Source organism: Aureibaculum flavum, from assembly GCF_016406085.1.
GTDB lineage: Bacteria > Bacteroidota > Bacteroidia > Flavobacteriales > Flavobacteriaceae > Aureibaculum > Aureibaculum flavum.
The window spans coordinates 1-22,011 of the sequence record NZ_JAEHFJ010000016.1; the positions used below are offsets into that span (position 1 = coordinate 1).

Sequence of the window (22,011 nt, forward strand, 5' to 3'; positions counted from 1 at the left end):
TGGAAATGATGGTGCAAAAGGTGATACTGGAGCAACTGGTGCTACGGGAGCTCAAGGTATTCAAGGAATAGCTGGTATAAACGGTGCTGACGGTGCAAAGGGTGATACTGGAGCAGCTGGTGCTGATGGAAGTAACGGTACAAATGGTATCGACGGTAAAGACGGATTAAATGGTACAAACGGTGTTGATGGAAATGATGGTGCAAAAGGTGATACTGGAGCAGCTGGTGCTGATGGAACTAATGGTACAAATGGTATCGACGGTAAAGATGGATTAAACGGTGCTGATGGAAATGATGGTGCAAAAGGTGATACTGGTGCAGCTGGTGCCGACGGAACTAACGGTACAAATGGTATCGACGGTAAAGACGGTTTAAATGGTACAAACGGTGTTGATGGAAATGATGGTGCAAAAGGTGATACTGGTGCAGCGGGTGCTGACGGAACTAACGGTACAAATGGTATCGACGGTAAAGACGGATTAAATGGTACAAACGGTGTTGACGGAGCTAAAGGCGATCAAGGTGATGCTGGAATAAACGGAACTAATGGAGCTGACGGTGCAAAGGGTGATACCGGAGCAGCTGGTGCTGACGGAACTAACGGTACAAATGGTATCGATGGTAAAGACGGATTAAATGGTACAAACGGTGCTGACGGTGCAAAAGGTGATCAAGGTGACACCGGAGCTAGAGGGCTTAGAGGAGTTACAGGATTAACTGGTGCTGCTGGAACTAACGGTACAAATGGTATTGATGGTTTAGACGGTGCTGACGGTGCAAAAGGTGAACAAGGTGACACCGGAGCTAGAGGGCTTAGAGGAGTTACAGGATTAACTGGTGCTGCTGGAACTAACGGTACAAATGGTATTGATGGTTTAGACGGTGCTGACGGTGCAAAAGGTGAACAAGGTGACACCGGAGCTAGAGGGCTTAGAGGAGTTACAGGATTAACTGGTGCTGCTGGAACTAACGGTACAAATGGTATTGATGGTTTAGACGGTGCTGACGGTGCAAAAGGTGAACAAGGTGACACCGGAGCTAGAGGGCTTAGAGGAGTTACAGGATTAACTGGTGCTGCTGGAACTAATGGTATAAACGGTGCAAAAGGTGACACCGGAGCTAGAGGTCTTAGAGGTGTTAGAGGCTTAACTGGTGCAGCAGGAACTGATGGTGCCAATGGTGCGAAAGGTGATACTGGTGCTGCTGGTACTGATGCTAATGAACATACTGGTACTTCAGGATCTGTATTCTTTGCAGGTACTGATGGTAAACCAACAGAAGACAATACAAACTTATTCTATGATAATACCAATAACAGATTGGGGGTTGGAACAAAAACGCCTTCTGAAGCATTAACAGTAAAAGGTAACGCAATTATAGGTAGTACTACAGTTGATGCTACTTTAAGTGGACAAGGAGCATTTCAAGCTGCAAGTCCATTGAACAACACAGGTTTTGTTGCAACTCCTTGGGTGTATGCAAGAGCTATCGAAGGTGACCAACGTGGTACAGGTGCTACATTAATAACTCTAGGAAGTCAAAATGGATTTACAAACAATGACGAAATTGGATTTGTTACTTCTGGGCAACAAAGAATGATTGTTAAAAGTGATGGAGATGTCGGTATCGGAACGGATACACCTGCCGAAAAGCTAGAAGTACAAGGTAGCATTCGTATTGTTGATGGTTCTGAAGGTACTGGTAAAATATTAGTTAGTGATGCTAACGGTACAGGTACTTGGACAGATGCGGCAGATACTTCAGATAACGATTGGATAGTTTCCGGAACTTCTCAATCATCAGTAACTGATAAGGTTGGAATTGGTACAGCAAGCCCTAGAGCAGAATTAGATGTTAATGGTGTTTTAATTGAAGGACCTAGTAAATCAGCATTTGGTACTAACCCAAACAATGGTAGTGGGGTTGTTTCTCATGGTATTGCTTCTTATTTTACTCATGGATCAGATAATAATTATATCCATATTAAATTACCATATACAATTACCGCTGATAATAAAATGTATCATATAAAAGCTACTGGTTACAGATATAGTGGTAGCCAGGTAATAGATATGACTTGGGTAGGTTATTGTTACAGAAATGGATCTGCATTATTAGCTACATCTAATATTAACAATGGAGGTGCTGACTTTAATATGACCCAATATGTTGGAAGTGACAATCATATTTACTTAAGATTCAGAGGTACTACTGGTTCTAACTACTTTGAATCATTCAGAATTGATTCTATGCATGTTGGTAACGGATCTGTTCTTCAAGAAGGAGATGTTGAAATTATTAATTCTTCATCACCAAATTTATAAAAAAATTAATATGAGTTTTATAAAAATAATAAATTTACCAATCATAGCTATGCTGGGGTTAGTGCAACTAACCTCAGCCCAAGAAGCTTTTCATAATTTTGGAGATATTCAAATTCATGATACTGGTAAAATAGGCTTCCATACAGACCTAATTAACGATGGTGTGTTTAATAGTAATTTGGGTCTTGCAGGGTTTTATGGAGAAGATCAGTTGACTGTTTCTGGTACATCAATTGCCGAGTTTTACAACTCAGAAATTGATATTTTAGATGGGTTGAATTTAAAAACTTCCATGGGTGTTTATAATACCCTTGATTTTATTAATGGTAAAGTATTCACACCACGAACGGATTTGGATATTTCATTAGATTTTTTGCAAGCCAATTATAATGGTGAGTCTGATTTTGAACATGTAGATGGTTATGCAGCTCTTTTTGGAGATATCGATTTTACATTTCCTATTGGTGACGAAGATAAGTTAAGACCCTTATCCATATCAAAACCATCTTCAATTTCAACATTTAAGAGTGCATACTTTTATGAGGACCCTAATAGTCCTACTATATTTGCAACGTTATTTGATACCAATAGCTTCGCTCCTATCCTTTCTAAAGTAAATGATAAAGAGTTTTGGGATTTAGATGGTGACCAAGCTGTAGAAGTTACACTTACGTGGGATCTTGATAGTGATATAAAAAACCTAACAGATGATATTGAATTATTAAGAGTTGTAGGTTGGAATAACAAAACACTGCGTTGGGATAGTTTAGGCAGAAACGATGTATCTGGCGATTTAGAGGAAGGTGATATTACTTCTATCTCATTTGTACCAGATGACTATGAAGTATTAACGATTGCGTCTGAACCGAGTGGAAATGATTTTACTATAAATACAGGATTTTCACCAAATGGAGATGGACTTAATGATCATTTTGAAATAACTGGATTAGATTTATCTCAAGAAAATTCAATCGAAGTTTATGACCGTTGGGGAGAGCTCGTATATGAAAAACAAAATTACGACAATACCTGGGGCGGAATTTCTGAAAACAGTATTACAGTTGATAAAGGAATAGTTGTACCGGTAGGAACTTACTATTTTATACTCAAATTAAAAGACAAAGTAACTAATAAAGTAAAAACGTATAGAGGATGGGTTTATATTAATTACTAAGCCAAAACATCCTTTTTTGGTGTGGTCGGGTTATAACCAAAATCAGCATCAGGTAATTCAATTCCTAATTGGGAAATGATATATCCAATACTCGCAAAATGGTGTATCGCATGGCTATGAGCTTGCGATAATATTGAAGCAAACGTATATTTGGTGGTAACCACACCCAATCCTAAATCGTCAGAGACCGCTACAACTTGATTTAAATCATCAGAAGTTAAACCTCTCAACTGAGTGATAATTTCATTGAAATACGCCAAACCCATTGCGGTTTTCTGCTCTGCAAGTTCATTACGCTTTCTTGCAACTAAATTAATTTCTTTAGTTGATATACCACAAAAAATACAATCAAACATGTCTAATACATGTCTCATATGTATACCAATACTTGAGTGGTAAGGTCTAACAGAAACATTACTATATTCTTCGTCACTTATTACATTAAGTAAGCCTATACCTCGGTTTAAATTATTTTCAATAGCATCAATCATAGTAATATTTTGACCTTTAGTCGCAAATATAATAATTAATTTACGGATTATTTTAAGAAAGCAATTATGCCCAAAATAAAAAACAAACCACTTAAAATGTAGTTGATGTTTGTGGCAATAAATTTCGCTCGCTTCGTTATTACACCTGCAAAGAAAACATATAGCGAAAACAATAGAAATGAACCAAAGCCTGAACCAATAATAAATAAAGTTACAAAAGGTTGCTCCATTTTTAACTGACCATTCACTTCAAAATAAGTGGTGAGTCCAAAATAAAAAGGAATGGCCAACATGTTAATTGCAGACATTAACATTCCTATAAAAAATAAATTCCCTTTTTTCGACTTTCCTTCTGCGTTAAATGTTTTTCGAGCTTGTATAAAGAAAAATAGTGCCAATATAAAAAAAACGATAATTGCCGCAATTTTCAAAGTATCAAATACATCAGGATTTTGACTAAGATAATTTGCAAAAACTAAGGCTATTGCAGCTTGAAAAAACACCACTACAGATGCTCCTGCAGAAAACAATATACCAGCACTTCTACCCTGTTCTATTGTTGTTCTAACTGCGGTCATGTTTAGCATTCCTGGAGCTAACAAGCCTAAAAAAGCAGATATAATTCCTAAAAAAAGATGAAAAACGTATACCATACTTATCGCTGAATGTATTTATTAATTAAGCCGTTTACATCTTCAGAAATACGAAACTTATATACTGTTAAAGTATAAATGACAGTAACCGTAATAGACTTTATAATCATATTTACCATTGCATGAAACGGTAGGTCTATAAAATAAAACGCAAAAAACAGGACTAAAATCACAATCAAAATTACTATTGTTTTATTTGTAAAGGGTTGCATATTCATTTTTACCTGAATGTATATAATTTTAATAGTACTGAAAACTAGTACAACTATTAAGGTTGCTAAGGCAGCACCATCTATTCCTAAAATAACTATTAACCATTTATTTAAAAAGATAACACTTAAGGCCATGGCAATAGAAAAATAGAAAAACACTCTATAATGATCTGAATTAGTTAAAATGGCTCCATTTGTACCTAATGCCAGCTTATACATTTCGGAAATAGAAATCATCAATACAATCATCCCTCCTACTGCATATTCAGGCTTGTTTATTAACGCATACAAATCTTGAATATTCAAATTGATAAGTAAAAACAGTAAGCCACCAGCTACTAAAAGTGTTATTGAACTTTTTTTATACAAACTCAAAACTTCTTCTAAATTATTATTATTGAGCTCTTTAGCCGTTAGCGGATTTATAATTTGCTGCATGGCCCTTGACGGGATGGCAATAACAGAAGCTATATAAATACCTACTGCATAATAGGCAACCTCAGCAATTTGCTCTAGTTGCGGAATCATGAATTTATCAATATCCAGTAAAATTCCACTTGCCGATCCTGCTAAAATAATATAGAATGAATAGGACAAAATCTCACGGCTATTTTTAGGAAACTTAAAAATAAAATCAGGCTTATATAATGTAAAAGCATAGATCATCATAATAACCATTCGTAAAGCGTAAACAATAGCAATAGCATATATAAATTGCTCTTCGGTAATCCATTTGAAATGCACAGCAAACAATAAAAAAGTAGCACTAATTCGGGCAAACATCTCTTTGACAAAATTACCAAAAACGGACTGGTACTGCACTTTACTAAAAGAATAAAACACTTCAAAATAACCAATAAAAATTGCAGTTAAAAAAATAAGATAGGTATAGGGTTTAATTATTGCATTTTCTACAGATAACCAGTTTGCAATACTTTCGTAGGTATAAGCTCCAATAAAACCTAAGGGTATAATAATAAATAACGGCATTACCAATGCACTGGTTAAAAATTGATCTTGCTCGTATTTTGTTTGAAACGAAGTGAAAAATTTAATGATGGTATGCTGCATACCTAGTACCATTAGGGGTGACAAAATATTAGCTGTCGATAATAAAAATGTGTTGAGACCGTAATAGTCTTCGTGTAAAAAATGCGTATAAATAAATAAAACATTTATACCACCAATTGCAAAACCTAAAAACAGAATCAGGGTGTTGGTAAATGATTGTTTTAAAACAATACCCATTTATTGAATGCTTTGATTAATTAATTTCTTGGTTAAATAATTAAATCGAATATACAATAATATTCCAGAGGCAGTTAAACCTGCCAACAATCCTAACCAGATACCCACACTCCCATACATATCTTCCTTTCCTAAAAAATAAGAAATAGGAAAACCAATGAGCCAATAGGCAATAAAAGTAATTATCGTAGGAATCTTAACATCTTGTAAACCTCTTAAGGCCCCCAGCACAGCTACCTGGAGTCCGTCAGAAATCTGAAAAACAGCAGAAACTAATAATAATTTAGCGGCGATACTCACCACTTCTAAGTTATCTATTTGATTGACTAGGTCATATTCATCTACGTAAATTCTTGGCAACTCTTGATTGAATATCATAAATACCAAGGCGAAAATAATATCTAAAAAGAAGGTTAGTAAAAATATGGAAAAAGCAATGCGTCGTAATTCCTTAAAGTTTTTTAATCCTTTTTGATTTCCTACTCTAATCATTGCGGTAACACTTAACCCCATAGCCACCATAAAGGTCATTGAAGACAAGTTTAATGCAATCTGATTTGCCGCTTGTGGATTTTTACCTAGTACACCGCTTAACCAAATGGCAGCCGTAAAAATAGCCACCTCAAAAAACATTTGCAAGGCAGAAGGAAAGCCAAGATTTATTATTTTTTTGAGTATACTTTTCTTTATATTTTTAAAACTAAATCGTTCAAAATAAGGTTTAAATTTTGTTTTTGATTTTAACAACAACCATATATAAGCTAACATAACTACTCGTGAAACCAATGTTCCAATCGCTGCTCCGATAATACCCATTTCTGGAAATCCAAATTTTCCAAAAATCAATAAATAATTCAATACTACATTAATAACATTTGCGATAATAGTAGCATACATGGCATATTTGGTTTGTGATAAGCCATCTGCAAATTGTTTAAATCCCTGAAATATAATTAATGGAATTAAAGAAAAAGCAACCAAATCTAAATAAGGTATTGCCAATGCTACCACCTCTTCTGGTTGACTCATATGATACATTAATGGTTTTATAGCCAAGATCATTAGAAATAAAACAACTCCAAGAACCGTACATAAAATCAATCCGTGATTAAACGTTTGCTTTCCTTTTTCAATATTTTTTTCACCATCTGCTTCTGCAACTAATGGCGTAATAGCTGTTGAAAAACCTATCCCCAAACTCATTGCTATAAAAACAAAACTATTTCCTAAAGATACCGCTGCCAGTTCAGCAGTTCCCATTTGGCCCACCATAATATTATCAATAAAACTAACCAAGGTATGCCCAATCATGCCTAGCATAACCGGGTAAGCCAATTTTAAATTATAGCGAAATTCTGATGTATATGTTTTAAGATTCAAAAAGTTTGATTTTTAATGTTTGCAAAGGTAATAGATTTTGTTAGAGGACAAATACGAAGTAGATAAATAGATTTTGTTTTGAAATAAGATATTAAATTATTATTTTAGAGCGATGAACGCCATAAAAAATCAACAACAATTTTCTATACTTAATTCCTTATCCGTAATTATTGCTATTGGAATTAATTATTATTCGCAAGTTTATACAATTAATGGAAATACAATTGGTGGACTGAGTGATAAATACACTAACTTATTTACACCAGCTGGGTATGCTTTTTCTATTTGGGGTATTATTTATTTAGGACTAATTACTTTTTGTGGTTTTCAAATGTATCAAACATTCAAGCTCAAAAAAAATAATGAATTTATTAATCAAACTGGTTATTGGTTTGCATTAACCAACTTAGCAAATGCAGCTTGGGTATTCGCATGGCTCTTTGAAAACACATTACTTTCTGTAGGTATTATGCTTGTAATGCTTATTTCTTTGACAAAAATAATTTTAAATACAAACATGGAGTGTTATGATGCTTCCAAAAAAATAATTGCATTTTATTGGTGGCCAATTTGTATTTATTCTGGATGGATTACAGTTGCCACTATTGCCAATATTACGGCTTACTTGGCCAAAATTGAATGGAATGGCTTTGGGTTATCCGAAATACAATGGACTATTATCATGATAATTATTGCGACAATATTAAATGCCCTAATGATTTACAAACGAAATATGAGAGAATTTGCCTTAGTTGGGGTTTGGGCTTTGATAGCCATATATATAAAACAGCAAAATGAACATGAAACCATTGCTTATACGGCATTAATAGGAGCACTTATTCTATTGGGCTATGTTATGTATCACGGATTTAAAAATAGAAAAACCAATCCTTTTTTTCTAAAATAACCTAAAAACCGTACTTAAATTTGGTACTTGAATACCAAAAGAAACTTAAAAATCATAAGGCACAACTGCTTCTCAATTAAATCTATTCACAGCTTTTAAACTCCTAAATACAGCTACTTATTGGGTTCTTTTATTACTTCATATATTCAATTTTATACTAAATATTCTAATTTATAGTTATATAAACAACTAACTATAAGAACTTAATCACATGAAAGTCCTATTTAAATTTAGTATTGTACTATTATTATTCGTATCGATATCTTCCTGTTCTGAAGATGATACTGATGACGTTTTGGTTGAAACAAGTATTACCACTAAAATTTTTAATTTGGTAAATGCCCATAGAGAAAGTAAGGGACTTGAAATATTATCAAGAAATACTACTGCCGATAATCTTGCCATCGATCATAGTAAATATATGATTGCAAAAGATAAGATTAGCCACGATAATTTTAGTTCGCGATCAGATAACTTAAAAAGAAATGAAAATGCAAAAGGTACTGGTGAAAATGTCGCTTACGGTTATAAAACGGCCGAGAAAGTATTGGCTGCATGGTTAAACAGTTCTGAACATAAAAAAAATATTGAAGGCAATTTTACACATACAGGTATCGCTGCTGTTCAAAACGCTGAAGGCACTTATTATTTTACGCAACTATTTTACAGATAAATTATAATAAAAAAGAACTTTAACTGTTATAGTTATCCAACAAAGCAATTGACCCGCTAAATACTTATATATTTTCTGATACTAATCAGAATCAAAACCAAAAAATCCCGTTCCAATAATTGGAACGGGATTTTTGATATAATTAATTTACTTAATTAATCTTCTTTTACTTCTTCGAAATCTACATCTTGTACATCATCACCTTCAGTAGCTGAAGAACCTTCTGCTTCTCCTGCAGCTCCGGCATCACCTGCAGCTCCACCTTCTTGTTCTGCTTTGTACATCTCTTCAGAGGCAACTTTCCAAGCTTCATTTATCTTTTCCATGGCAGTATCAATTTGTGCCAAGTCTTTAGATTCATGTGCTTTTTTCAACTCCTCTAAAGCCGCTTCAATAGGGTCTTTTTTATCAGCAGATAATTTTTCTCCAAACTCTTTTAATTGTTTTTCTGTTTGGAAAATCATTGCATCAGCACCGTTGATTTTTTCAGCAGTTTCTTTTGCTTGTTTATCAGATTCAGCATTAGCTTCAGCATCTGCTTTCATTTTTTTGATATCATCTTCTGACAATCCTGAAGAAGCTTCAATACGAATGTTATGCTCTTTACCTGTACCTTTATCTTTAGCTGATACATTTATAATACCATTGGCATCAATATCAAAAGTTACTTCAATTTGTGGTACACCTCTTTGTGCTGGTGGAATTCCATCTAAATGGAAACGGCCAATTGTTTTATTATCGGCTGCCATAGCACGCTCACCTTGTAACACATGAATTTCTACTGAAGGCTGGTTGTCAGCTGCAGTTGAAAATACTTGCGATTTTTTAGTTGGTATTGTCGTATTGGCTTCAATTAATTTAGTCATTACATTACCCATAGTTTCAATACCTAAGGCTAATGGCGTAACATCTAATAAAAGTACATCTTTTACATCTCCAGTTAATACACCACCTTGAATTGCAGCACCTACAGCAACTACCTCATCAGGGTTTACACCTTTATGTGGCTCTTTACCAAAGAATTTTTTTACTTCTTCTTGAATTTTAGGAATACGAGTTGAACCACCTACTAAAATGATTTCATCAATATCAGTAGTTTTAAGATCAGCATCTTTTAACGCTTTTGCTACAGGATCCATTGAACGTTTCACTAAATCATGTGCTAATTGTTCAAACTGAGCTCTTGTTAATTTTTTTACCAAGTGTTTTGGTACATTATCAACAACAGTAACATAAGGTAAATTAATCTCTGTTTGTGTACTAGAAGATAATTCAATCTTAGCTTTTTCAGCAGCTTCTTTTAAACGTTGTAAAGCCATTGGATCTTTTCTAAGATCAACGTTTTCTTCACTTTTAAAGGCATCTGCCAACCAATCAATAATTACTTGATCAAAATCATCACCACCTAAATGTGTATCACCATTTGTAGATAATACTTCAAAAACACCATCACCAATTTCTAAGATAGAGATATCAAAAGTACCACCACCTAAATCATAAACCGCAATTTTTTTATCCTCACCAGATTTATCTAATCCGTATGCCAATGCAGCCGCTGTTGGCTCATTAATTATACGACTTACTTTTAAACCTGCAATTTCACCAGCTTCTTTTGTAGCCTGACGTTGTGCATCATTAAAATATGCAGGTACAGTTACAACAGCTTCTTTAACCTCATGACCTAAATAGTCTTCGGCTGTTTTTTTCATTTTTTGCAATATCATTGCTGAGATTTCTTGTGGCGTATACATTCTACCATCAATATCAACTCTTGGGGTATCATTATCTCCTTTAACCACTTTATAAGGTACACGTCCTGCTTCTTTTTTAGATTCAGAAAACTTATTACCCATAAAACGTTTAATTGAATATACCGTTCTTGTAGGATTAGTCACTGCTTGTCTTTTAGCAGGGTCACCAACTTTACGTTCGCCACCATCAACAAATGCTACAATAGAAGGAGTTGTTCTTTTTCCTTCTGCATTAGGAATTACTACTGGCTCATTACCTTCCATTACAGAAACACATGAGTTGGTTGTTCCTAAATCTATTCCTATAATTTTACTCATAATATAAATATTTAGATTTTTAGATTATTCTTTTTGATTACTGATTGTAATTAGTCAATCTTTATGCCAACGCTAATATAAATTGATTTTGACAGCATTTTATTTATAATTATGACAGAGTGGCAGTTTTAGGAGTGCTTTCACTTAGGGCAACATGGCATAAATGACTAATGATTGCCTATTATATATTCAATTAAGACATAACTTCCGAGAAAAAACAAATTCCTAATAATTCAAAACCCTTTCGTCGGAATTTACTTCATGTAATATAAAGTTTCCAACATCAATAATTTGACTTTATACGTCCTTACCTTTTCGATTATAATTTTTAATTTTAGTCAATTGTTTTATCTATTTTTGATTATTAGTTTCTAAGAGAATTATATGGAATGTATTTCGGTATTTGATATGTTAAAAATAGGTGTAGGACCTTCTAGTTCACACACCTTAGGGCCTTGGCGTGCTGCAGAACGATGGATAAAAGAATTAAAGACTACCCATAAATTTGATACCGTCGAAAAAATAACTGTTGATTTATATGGTTCTTTATCCCTAACGGGGAAAGGACATGCAACTGATTATGCTGTTTTACTTGGCTTAAGTGGTGCAGACCCAGAAACAATACCTACACAAAGTATTGAGGCTATTATAGCTGCCATAAAAATAAACAAAGCATTATCTTTTAATAACGAAAAAATACTGGCTTTTAATCCGGAAACTGACATTGTTTTTAACAGAAAATTTCTTCCTTTTCATGCCAATGGAATGACATTTACAGCTACCATTGCGGGTAAAAAAAGCCGTTCTACCCTCTACTCTATTGGCGGTGGATTTGTAGTGAAAGAAGAACGTAAAAACTCTAAAAAAAATAAACAAATATTCTCAAATACATTTCCTTATCCCATTAGACTTGGTACGGAGTTATTGGCATATTGTAAAGAGCAAAACCTTTCTATCTCTGATGTGGTTTTAGAAAATGAAAAAGCATTACGAACGCCTGAGAAGATTGATTATGAATTCCATCGTATTTGGAATACCATGTTAGAATGTATGTATACGGGTTGCCATACCGAAGGTAATTTACCTGGAGGACTCAATGTAAGACGTCGTGCTTTTGACACTCATAAAAATTTAATTGGTGTATCCTTATATAATAATCCACAAGAGTGGTTAGAATCAATAAGGCATACAGAAGTTAAGTTTAGACAAATTTTAAAATGGGTAAGTTGTTTTGCCTTAAGTGTTAATGAAGTGAATGCCTCATTAGGACGCGTAGTTACCGCACCTACAAATGGCAGTGCTGGTGTAATACCTGCCGTATTAATGTACTATTTAGTCATTGAGAACCACGAAGCTAGTTTTGATGAAATTAAAAAATTCTTGTTGGTAGCTGGTGAAATTGGTAGTATCTTTAAAAAAGGTGCAACCATATCTGCCGCTATGGGTGGCTGTCAAGCTGAGATTGGTGTTTCAGCTGCGATGGCAGCAGGTGCATTGACCGAACTATTAGGTGGCACACCAGATCAAGTATTAATTGCCGCTGAAATTGCAATGGAACATCATTTAGGATTAACTTGTGATCCTATTGGTGGTTTGGTACAAGTGCCTTGTATTGAACGTAATTCAATGGGAGCCATAAAAGCTATTAATGCAGCGGAATTGGCTTTAGATACTGATCCTAAAAATGTCAAGGTGCCCTTTGATAAGGTAGTAAATACCATGTGGGAAACCGCTAAAGACATGAATAATAAATATAAAGAAACGTCAACAGGTGGCTTAGCCGTTAATGTTGCATTGTCTGATTGTTAAGACCTCACCCAGAAATACCGAAAAGGTATTTCTGACCTCTTCGAAGGAGAAGTAAATTGATAATATTATTTAGATTAAGAATATGTTTAAGAAAATAAATTACACAATAATAATTGTATTATTCTCTGCACAATTTATTTTTGCACAAAAAATAAATCATGAATTCAGAGGTGTTTGGATAGCAACGGTCAACAATATTGATTGGCCTAGTAAAAAGAATTTAAATCCAACAAAACAAAAAGCGGAACTTATAAAACTGTTAGATCAGTTAAAAGACTTGAATTTTAATGCAATCATTTTTCAAATCCGCCCTACGGCAGATGCTTTTTACAATTCCAGTTATGAACCGTGGTCGGCATATTTAACCGATAGTATTAACAGTCCACCAAAACCCTATTACGACCCGTTGGCCTTTGCAATTGCAGAAACTCATAAACGGGGAATGGAATTTCATGCATGGTTAAATCCTTATCGAGTTTTAATTAATTATAAAAACACTACAACAAAACCGTTAGCATTACTTAACGAAAAGCCAGATTGGTTTTTAAACTATGGAGAAACCACTTATTTTAATCCAGGTGTACCCGAAGTAAGAACGTATACTAATAAAGTGGTAGCTGATATTGTTCAGAACTATGATGTAGATGCCATCCATTTTGACGATTATTTTTACCCTTATAAAATTGCCAATGAAGTATTTCCTGATGCCGATGCCTTTAAAAAATATGGAGGTAAATTTTATCCCAATCAAATTGATAATTGGCGTAGAGACAATGTGAATACGATCATTGAAGAATTACATACAACTATAAAATCGATTAAACCATGGGTACAATTTGGCATTAGTCCTTTTGGCGTATGGCGTAATAAAGCAGATGACCCAACAGGCTCTAATACCGATGCCGGACAAACCAACTACGACCATTTATATGCCGATGTTTTACTTTGGACAAAAAAGGGTTGGTTAGATTATATTCTTCCTCAAATTTATTGGCAAATTGGCCATGATAAAGCCGACTATAAAACAATAGCAGAATGGTGGGTTAAAAATAATTACAATACCAATTTATATATCGGTCAGGCCATGTATCGTTTAGGCGGTAAAACTGATGAGGCTTGGAAACAAAAAAATAAAACAGAAATTGAAAAGCAATTAGATTTGAATAGGTCTTTACCTACTATTAAAGGTTCAACCTATTTTAGTGCCAAAAGCTTTACTAAAAATGCCTTTGGTATTAACAAAATACTAAAGGAGAACTATTATCAATACCCAACGTTACCGCCACCAACCAATAATAAGGCTTCCTTTTTCCCTGCCCCCGTTTCTCATATAACGCTCACGAAAATAAAAGGTAGAAAATATCAATTATCATGGGAAAAACTACCAGAAAATACGGCTAAAGAAGCGGTAAAATTCTTGGTATATAAATTTGAAAGAGATGAAGCTATGGCAATTAATAATCCTTCAAAAATCATTGCCTTAACTGGTGAAACATTTATCAACCTCAATAAAGGCGATTTTAAAAAAAGAACCACTTTTGTTATAGTTCCTGTAAGCAGAAACAACAATGTTGGTGAGGGTGAAGTTTTTGTGAAGTAAACTTCTTTCATACAAATAAACCTTCATAAAGAGTAAAAAATTCCTCCCCTTTCTTCAAGGGGAGGTGCCCAGTTGAGAGTATTATAATTTACATCAAAAGATAAAGGGCGGAGGGGTTAAAAAATTTAATCAATGAGTAAGCTACATAATCATAAATATCTAGAAAATCGTAGAAAAGCACTTCGTAATAAATCAACATCAGCCGAGGCAACTTTATGGAAGTCGCTTCAAAAAAAGCAACTAAAAGGAAGAAAGTTTAGAAGACAGCACAGTATAAATAATTATATTGTAGATTTTTACTGCCCGTCTGAAAATCTTATTATAGAATTAGATGGTGCTGTCCATTTGGATTTAGCTCAACAAAATTATGATGAAGAGCGAACAAGTACCTTGGAAGAATTAGGATTAGTTGTTATTAGATTCGAGAATAAATTAGTTTTTGAAAGTTTAGATATGGTATTAGACGAAATTAGTAATAATTTTAAAACTTAGAGGTTAACCTCCTCGTCTTTATGCTTTGCTATCGCACACATAAATCCACTCCTCCTTGAAAAAAGGAGGAGAATTAAAGCATCTCAATTTCCGAAATTTTTATTAAAAAACATCTAAAAAAGCCTACCTTATTTTCAAGGGGAGGTGCCCAGTTGATAGTATTATAATTTTCATCAAAACCACCGTAAAACACCCCTAAAGTCTTTTCAAGAATTCCACAAACCATATTTCGTCAGGGCTATTCTCATTTGCTAATGACATAAGTTTTTGCATTTCTATCATGTCATAATCCAATTCAATAGCACCATCATCATATAAATTGATAGCATCTACTAAAAAACCGTATGACCAAAGGTTGTCAGTCAAGTTTAATTGACGCTCTTCAGGAAAACCATCAGTAAAAAAAACAGGCCTTTCAAAATTGTTTGCTTTTAAGATACTCAACAATAAAAGATCACATCTAAATAAATAGGTTTCTTCATAGGTCGGTTTCACTGTCCAAGAAAAATCATCTATGGTAATTTTTTGTGGAGTCCATTCTTGAATTTCTAGATTATCCAGCGTTTCCTCAGGTAAATCAAACGTAACTACTTTCTGATTTACTAAATAGGTAGCATACCAAGAAGACTCTAGTAAATTGGCATCAACAATTGCAATATCTTTTCTATACCCTTCAACAATTTGCAAATACCAAAGTGGAATAGTGAGTTGATCTCCAGAGGTAAATAAAATAGCATTTTCGTCACAGGCATCTAATATTTCCTTATTCAAACCCAGTATAAAATCACTAAACCCACCTCTTTTCTTTCCTTCATTAAAGGCCCATAATGCTTGATCATTTTGACCTTTGTGCCAATAGGTCATCGCCATACTTCCCCATTCAGAAGTAATTTTCGAATAAGGGTCTAACACGACGATCTCTCCTTCATATTTTGGGGTCAATTTATTAATCGCTTCGAATTGTTCACTTGATTTAATGGTTAAATCAAGTTTCATTGAAATTAGACTTGCTCCATCCTTAGCATTCAAACGGCTATATGCATAGCCTAAAAAGTACTTCGCTTCAGTATTTTCTGGTTTTAATTGTACCGCTCTTTCTAAAACCTTAACAGCAACGTCATAATCTTGTTCTTCAAAACTTTTATTAAACTCTGCTTTACCTTCGGCAAGAAATCGCTCAAAATTGTCCTTTTGAGCATAAGTAATAGTTACAAAGAATATAAATAGAATGTTTATAATTATTTTCAAAATACTTTTTTTAACGTGTAAAAACCAACTCACTTTCTGAAGACATATTCGCATCAAATGCATAGCCTTCACTATTAAACCCTTTTAAACCTTCAACAGTATCAACATCATGATCAATGATGTAACGTACCATATAGCCTCTTGCTAATTTGGCATAGGTCATAATAGTTTTGTACTCACCATTTTTTAAGTCCTTAAAAACAGGAGTTATTATAGATGATTTTAACGCTTTTGGTTTTATAGCTTTAAAATATTCGTTACTTGCCAAGTTAATAACAGGTTCATCATCTTTTAATTCATCATTTAAAGCTTCGGTAATTGCTCCATTCCAAAACTGATAGAGATTCTCTTTTTTGCCAATTTTTAATTTTGTCCCCATTTCCAAACGATAGGGTTGCATTAAATCTAATGGTTTTAACAGACCATACTGCCCAGAAATAATACGTAACATATCTTGTAACTGGTCCAATTTAGAAACGGGCAACGTAGCCATATCTATACCCTGAAATACAGCACCCGTAAAAGCATAAATAGCTTGTTTTGAATTATCTGGAGTAAAAGGAACACTCCAATGCTGATTTCTTTCAAAATTTAATTGTCCTAAATTATCAGAAATATGCATTAATTTGGAAAGCTGCTTGGCACTTTTCTTTTTTAAAACGGTGCTTAACTTTGCGGCTTGCTCTAAAAAAATAGGCTCCGTATATTTTTTCGTGGGCACCTTAGATTCAAAATCTAATGACTTGGCTGGCGATATAATTATTTTCATAGATGTCTTATTTAGAATGTAAAAATACAAAGCACTTCTGACTAATCAAATGCTTTACCAACTAAATAATTGATGCTCGTATAGATTAAATTTATTACTTTTAGGTATTATTTCAATCCCTATAGATTCTAATTTATGCAAATTCGTGAAGCGGTCTTAGACGACCTAAACACTTTAAAACAATTTGAACAAGACGTAATTACGTATGAACGCCCTTTTGCTTTAAATTTAAAAGAAGACCCCATCACATATTATAATATAGAAAACCTCATTGAAAACAATGATGCACAACTCTTAGTCGCAATAATAGACAACAAATTAGTAGGTTGTGGTTATGCTCTCATTAAGGATTCTGTAAAATATAAAAAACCAGACCAATATGCCTATTTGGGGTTTATGTATGTATCACCTGAGTATCGTGGTAAAGGAATCAATGGAACCGTTACCCAACATTTAATAGCATGGGCAGCAACAAGAAATATTACAGAAATTCAATTGGATGTGTATGCAGATAATGCAAGTGCGATAAAAGCCTATAAAAAAGTGGGATTCAAACCTGATTTATTAAAAATGAGATTAACTACAGAAAATGGATAATTCCTCAATAACTTAATTTTTTACACAACTTTTTGATGTTTCTAAAGAATAATAAGATGTCAGACTTTATAACCACCTTAACCACTGAATTTAAACGCCAGGCAAACCCTGAAATTGCGGAAGCCCAAAAAGCCTATATGCGAGGGCAATTTGAATATTTTGGACTAAAAACACCAACACGACGAGCCATTCAAAAGCCTTTTTTAGTAAAAGCCCATTTGCCTAAAAAAGAAGAACTCAATGCAATGGTAAAAACCCTTTGGACCAAACCACAACGCGACTACCATTATTTTGCACAAGAACTGGTTTTTAAATATGTAAAACAGTTTAAAAAAGAGGACATTGCCTTGTTAGAAAATATGATTAGCTATAACTCTTGGTGGGATACTGTAGACTATATTGCTGTAAAACTAATGGGTAGTTATTTTAAACAGTTCCCTGAACAACGCACAATTTATTGCAACAAATGGTTGCAAACGGACTCAATTTGGTTACAACGTGCGGCTTTACTGTTTCAATTGAAATACAAAACCGAAATGGACACCCAATTGCTAAGTACATCCATTAACACCTTATTGGGTACAAATGAATTTTATATTAATAAAGCCATAGGTTGGGTGCTACGCGAATACAGCAGAACCAACCCCGAATGGGTAATTGCATTTGTAGACAAAACGAAGCTAAGTAACTTAAGCAAAAAAGAGGCGTTGCGATTGCTAAAATAAATTCATCTTACTTCTCTTTATGTCAATATTAATTCTACTTTTGGCTAAAACAGTATTACAATAAATACGCTAAAATGCCAAGAATTGAACTTCGTACAGAAATAAAAGCCACTATTGAAACTGTTTTTGACCTTTCAAGAAGTATCGATTTACATAAAATATCTACAGAACAGACTAATGAAGAAGCTATTGCAGGTAAAACAAGTGGATTAATTGGATTGAATGAAAGTGTAACCTGGAGGGCAAAACATTTCGGAATATATCAAAATCTGACTTCACGAATTACAGAATTTGAACGTCCAAATTATTTTGCAGACGAAATGGAGCAAGGAGCATTTCAAGAATTTAAACATGAACATCATTTCTCAGTATTAAATGGAGAAACTCAAATGATAGATGTATTTACTTATAAATCTCCATTTGGTGTTTTTGGAAGTTTAGTTGACAAATTATTTCTTAAAAAATATATGACGAAATTACTCACGCAACGTAATCGGATTGTTAAAGAGTTTGCCGAATCTGGTAAATGGAAAGAACTATTAACGAAATAAAAGTATGTATGAGCGAATGGAGTTTAAATAATCATTTTTAAGATATGGAAATAATTAAACCATTCTCAAATTTCATTCTTTTCGTTGATAAAGTTAGAAATGTATCTTTTATTATGTTTATCGTTTTTGTAATTAATGTCTCAAAAATGGATACATCAATGTTTCTAATTATTTCCGCTATTATGTTAGTTTTTATCGTATTGTATTCATTAATTTCCGAACGTTATTACATCGTTAATTTTAACTTTTCTGAAGAAAATATGTTATGCATTAAATCGACTGATTTTCTCAAAAAAAGGTTAAAGTAGATGAAATAAATTTAAATAGAATTGAAAAATTTAGCTTCCATCAAAATAAAGATTATAGCATTTTTCATGACATTAAAATTCGATATTATGATAACCATGATTATGTTTTTGAAAGAACTTTTAAAATAAAGGAAATTGAAGACTGGTTTTGTATTATCAATAAACTAAGAAATATAGACTCAGAAAAGGCTCAAATTAGTAAGGAGTAAAAATAATTACAAGTTGGTATACGCTGAGAGAATCTTACAAACTGTCCGCTTGTGTCGTTTCCTTTTACTAATTTAGCCGCAGTCAACACCAATAATATATACTTATAGATTACCCAATTATGAAACAAGCTGAATTCTTAGAAAAAAATGTATTTACTGATTTAAAAAATGAGAATAACGGAGACGACAAAGACACTGTTTACCATTTTTCTGAGTCCGATTTTGAAATTGTTCTTCAACGTGTTGAGCATTTCGGAATTGGTTTGTATCAAATTGAGACTTTTAACAATGGAGAATCACATGGCATTGCCACACATAATGATTTTAAAAAGAAAGCGACTGACCCTCGATGGTACAAAAAGTCATTTTTGACCTTTAAAACTGGTCAATCTGGACTCACTTATTCCGCTACTTATAAAGTTTCCAGTAAATTATTAGCAAGATAAAGTGATGAGAATTTAAGCACAGTTTTGAACTTCTATAAAATATCAGAAATTTATTGAAAGAGAGCAGTAATGAGGTTATACCTTTATTCAACAAAATTAAAAAAATGAAATATATAATATTTTTAAGTGCAATAGTTATTTCTATAGGAGCTTCTTCTATTAATGAAAGTTCACCCCAAAACTCAACAGATTTAAAAGAAGAGGCAAAAGAATTTTCGTTATCCATTGTTAAATCCTATTTTGCTGAAGATTGTAATAAGGTTTACGAAGTAATGAGTGATTCACTTCTAATTATGGATGGAGATGGAATACTCTCTAAAATTAATATAAAAGATAAATTGTGTAGTTCTGTAAAACAAGCAATTGACAATAAAAGTAAAACCTTTAAAGACTACATTAAGACATACCAAATTGAAATTCTATCAGCTTCTGAATTAGAGTCTAAGTTTGATAAAAAGCTGCCTGAATACTTTAAAATTAGTGATTCTGATTTCTTTTTTCTGGGATTTGAATTAAAAAAAGACCAAGAAGATTATGAAGATTTTATCTGGGACGATATGTTCTTGTTTATGGTTAGCAAAGAAAAAAAGGGGTGGGTTATGAAAGGAATAAGCGGATAAATAAATCTTAATAAATACTGAATTGTAACGGTAAAAAAAGAGAACGCAGACACATAAAAAATAAAGAAAACATGACCAATAATGATATATTAAGACGCATTCGTTACCTATTTAACTATAATGACGACAAAATGATTTCGCTTTTTAAATTAGCAGATTATGATGTGGATAAGGCAAGTTTACTTGCTTGGTTAAAAAAAGAAGATGATCCTTTAGTCATTGAAATGAACGATAAAGAGTTGGCGACTTTCCTCAACGGACTAATCATTGAAAAACGTGGAAAAAGGGAAGGTCCGGCTCCAATAGCGGAAGACCCTTTGAGCAATAACATGATTCTTAGAAAACTAAAAATTGCCTTAGATTTAAAAACGGATGATATTTTAGACTTATACGCTTCAATCGATAAAAAAATAAGTAAACATGAATTGAGTTCATTTTTCCGTAGACCTGATCACAGATCGTATCGACCTTGTTTAGATCAGTATTTAAGAAACTTTATGAATGCATTACAAACACAATCTAAAAATAAGCAAGACTAGCAATTTGAAGAAGATCACTTTCCAATAGAAATTACAATTGACTTGATTAATCATTGTAAAAGTTGATAATTATCATAGTAAAAAGAGCATAACAATTTTACTTTTGGTAAAACCAAAAAATGGAGATTTTAAAACTTACTGATCAAAATATTCAAGACGAACATATTTGTTGTGCCATTAGTGACAAAAAATGTTTAAATGGATATGATAAGAAAAAACAGTGGCTTAAAACAGCATTTAAAAATGGCTACAATTTTCAAAAAGTTGACGTTAGAGGTAAAGTATTCATCGAATACACACCCATAGAAAGTTCATGGCTTCCCTTAATAGGAAATAATTTTATGGTTATCAATTGCTTTTGGGTATCTGGACAATTTAAGGGAAAAGGTAACGGAAAAAAACTATTGCAACAATGCCTAGCCGACGCCAAAGGAATGGACGGAATTATTGCTGTTTCTAGTGATAAGAAAAGACCTTTTATGACCGATCCAAAATTTCTTAAACATCAAGGATTTGAGATTATTGACGAGGCAAAACCTTATTTTAAACTTTGGGGATTAAAAACAAATGCCAATGCTAAATTTCCCCAATTTATGGAAAGTGCAACATCAGGTAATTGCCCAAATAAAGCAGGAATAACTGCTTATTATTCAAACACATGCCCCTTTACAGAATATTACACCAATGGTTTATTGAGGGATTATGCTAAACGTAAAAATATCCCTTTAGAAATTATCCCAATTACATCTCAAGAAGAAGGTAGAAAAATGCCCATTCCTTGGATCATAAATAGCGTTTTTTACAATGGAGAATTAGTGAGTTTAGAAATGAAGGTAGAAAGACATTTAGATAAACTACTTCAATAAATACAAAGCACTGCTCATTTAACTATTCAACACTAGTCTTTTAAATTTGAACAATAAACTGAACTATCTGCGGTTTCGTTTACCTATTATTAAATTACC

At 33.3% G+C, this 22,011-nt stretch carries 21 protein-coding genes; 14 read left to right on the forward strand and 7 right to left on the reverse strand.

Features of this window, described 5'->3' with window-relative positions:
- Together JBL43_RS19430 and JBL43_RS19435 are read left to right on the forward strand one after the other, a co-directional pair.
- Positions 1-2,326 (forward strand): hypothetical protein (locus tag JBL43_RS19430; protein WP_198843022.1); only part of this gene is annotated, 2,326 nt, incomplete at its 5' end.
- Between the two features lie 10 nt (positions 2,327-2,336).
- Positions 2,337-3,500: a T9SS type B sorting domain-containing protein gene (locus JBL43_RS19435; protein ID WP_198843023.1), complete on the forward strand. Its 1,164-nt coding sequence runs from the start codon at positions 2,337-2,339 to the stop codon at positions 3,498-3,500.
- Here the strand turns inward: JBL43_RS19435 and JBL43_RS19440 are convergent.
- Genes JBL43_RS19440 through JBL43_RS19455 form a run of 4 tightly spaced genes read right to left on the reverse strand, consistent with a single transcriptional unit; the run spans position 3,497 to position 7,484 of the window.
- Positions 3,497-3,991, reverse strand: a complete 495-nt coding sequence (locus tag JBL43_RS19440; RefSeq protein ID WP_198843024.1) for a DinB family protein — start codon at positions 3,989-3,991, stop codon at positions 3,497-3,499. The genes JBL43_RS19435 and JBL43_RS19440 overlap by 4 nt on opposite strands.
- Positions 3,992-4,038: 47 nt before the next feature.
- Complete coding sequence (locus JBL43_RS19445; RefSeq protein WP_198843025.1) at positions 4,039-4,644, reverse strand: LysE family translocator; 606 nt, start codon at positions 4,642-4,644, stop codon at positions 4,039-4,041.
- Positions 4,645-4,646: 2 nt separating this feature from the next.
- Positions 4,647-6,104 (reverse strand): lipopolysaccharide biosynthesis protein, encoded by a 1,458-nt coding sequence (locus tag JBL43_RS19450; RefSeq protein ID WP_198843026.1) that lies wholly within the window; start codon positions 6,102-6,104, stop codon positions 4,647-4,649.
- Positions 6,105-7,484, reverse strand: a complete 1,380-nt coding sequence (locus tag JBL43_RS19455; protein WP_198843027.1) for an MATE family efflux transporter — start codon at positions 7,482-7,484, stop codon at positions 6,105-6,107. It abuts the gene before it with no gap.
- Positions 7,485-7,596: 112 nt separating this feature from the next.
- On the opposite strand from JBL43_RS19455, the gene JBL43_RS19460 reads away from it, so the two are divergent.
- Complete coding sequence (locus JBL43_RS19460) at positions 7,597-8,391, forward strand: TspO-related membrane protein (protein WP_198843028.1); 795 nt, start codon at positions 7,597-7,599, stop codon at positions 8,389-8,391.
- Between the two features lie 211 nt (positions 8,392-8,602).
- The gene (locus tag JBL43_RS19465) at positions 8,603-9,064 is read left to right on the forward strand and encodes a CAP domain-containing protein (RefSeq protein ID WP_198843029.1); all 462 of its coding nucleotides are present in this window, start codon (positions 8,603-8,605) and stop codon (positions 9,062-9,064) included.
- Positions 9,065-9,219: 155 nt separating this feature from the next.
- On the opposite strand, the gene dnaK is transcribed toward JBL43_RS19465, so the two are convergent.
- Positions 9,220-11,133: a molecular chaperone DnaK gene (dnaK, locus tag JBL43_RS19470; protein ID WP_198843030.1), complete on the reverse strand. Its 1,914-nt coding sequence runs from the start codon at positions 11,131-11,133 to the stop codon at positions 9,220-9,222.
- A 384-nt stretch (positions 11,134-11,517) separates the two neighbouring features.
- On the opposite strand from dnaK, the gene JBL43_RS19475 reads away from it, so the two are divergent.
- From JBL43_RS19475 to JBL43_RS19485, 3 genes are all read left to right on the forward strand, one after another.
- A complete protein-coding gene (locus JBL43_RS19475) occupies positions 11,518-12,942 on the forward strand; it encodes an L-serine ammonia-lyase (RefSeq protein ID WP_198843031.1) in 1,425 nt (474 codons plus the stop codon).
- 82 nt (positions 12,943-13,024) lie between these two features.
- Complete coding sequence (locus tag JBL43_RS19480; RefSeq protein ID WP_198843032.1) at positions 13,025-14,542, forward strand: glycoside hydrolase family 10-like protein; 1,518 nt, start codon at positions 13,025-13,027, stop codon at positions 14,540-14,542.
- A 132-nt stretch (positions 14,543-14,674) separates the two neighbouring features.
- Positions 14,675-15,034, forward strand: a complete 360-nt coding sequence (locus JBL43_RS19485; RefSeq protein WP_198843033.1) for an endonuclease domain-containing protein — start codon at positions 14,675-14,677, stop codon at positions 15,032-15,034.
- Positions 15,035-15,229: 195 nt separating this feature from the next.
- Here JBL43_RS19485 and JBL43_RS19490 read toward each other — a convergent pair whose 3' ends face one another.
- Positions 15,230-16,282: a tetratricopeptide repeat protein gene (locus JBL43_RS19490; RefSeq protein ID WP_198843034.1), complete on the reverse strand. Its 1,053-nt coding sequence runs from the start codon at positions 16,280-16,282 to the stop codon at positions 15,230-15,232.
- 10 nt (positions 16,283-16,292) lie between these two features.
- On the reverse strand, positions 16,293-17,051 hold the full coding sequence (gene yaaA, locus JBL43_RS19495) for a peroxide stress protein YaaA (protein WP_198843035.1): 759 nt from the start codon (positions 17,049-17,051) through the stop codon (positions 16,293-16,295).
- 135 nt (positions 17,052-17,186) lie between these two features.
- On the opposite strand from yaaA, the gene JBL43_RS19500 reads away from it, so the two are divergent.
- From JBL43_RS19500 to JBL43_RS19530, 7 genes are all read left to right on the forward strand, one after another.
- Positions 17,187-17,648, forward strand: a complete 462-nt coding sequence (locus tag JBL43_RS19500) for a GNAT family N-acetyltransferase (RefSeq protein WP_198843036.1) — start codon at positions 17,187-17,189, stop codon at positions 17,646-17,648.
- 56 nt (positions 17,649-17,704) lie between these two features.
- Positions 17,705-18,373: a DNA alkylation repair protein gene (locus tag JBL43_RS19505; RefSeq protein ID WP_198843037.1), complete on the forward strand. Its 669-nt coding sequence runs from the start codon at positions 17,705-17,707 to the stop codon at positions 18,371-18,373.
- Positions 18,374-18,447: 74 nt separating this feature from the next.
- Positions 18,448-18,924, forward strand: coding sequence for an SRPBCC family protein (locus JBL43_RS19510; protein WP_198843038.1), 477 nt, complete (start codon positions 18,448-18,450; stop codon positions 18,922-18,924).
- A gap of 636 nt (positions 18,925-19,560) precedes the next feature.
- Positions 19,561-19,887, forward strand: a complete 327-nt coding sequence (locus JBL43_RS19515; RefSeq protein WP_198843039.1) for a hypothetical protein — start codon at positions 19,561-19,563, stop codon at positions 19,885-19,887.
- Positions 19,888-19,991: 104 nt separating this feature from the next.
- The gene (locus tag JBL43_RS19520) at positions 19,992-20,507 is read left to right on the forward strand and encodes a hypothetical protein (protein WP_198843040.1); all 516 of its coding nucleotides are present in this window, start codon (positions 19,992-19,994) and stop codon (positions 20,505-20,507) included.
- Positions 20,508-20,578: 71 nt separating this feature from the next.
- The gene (locus JBL43_RS19525; protein ID WP_198843041.1) at positions 20,579-21,046 is read left to right on the forward strand and encodes a YehS family protein; all 468 of its coding nucleotides are present in this window, start codon (positions 20,579-20,581) and stop codon (positions 21,044-21,046) included.
- Between the two features lie 119 nt (positions 21,047-21,165).
- The gene (locus JBL43_RS19530) at positions 21,166-21,912 is read left to right on the forward strand and encodes a YoaP domain-containing protein (protein ID WP_198843042.1); all 747 of its coding nucleotides are present in this window, start codon (positions 21,166-21,168) and stop codon (positions 21,910-21,912) included.
- Positions 21,913-22,011 lie beyond the last annotated feature (99 nt).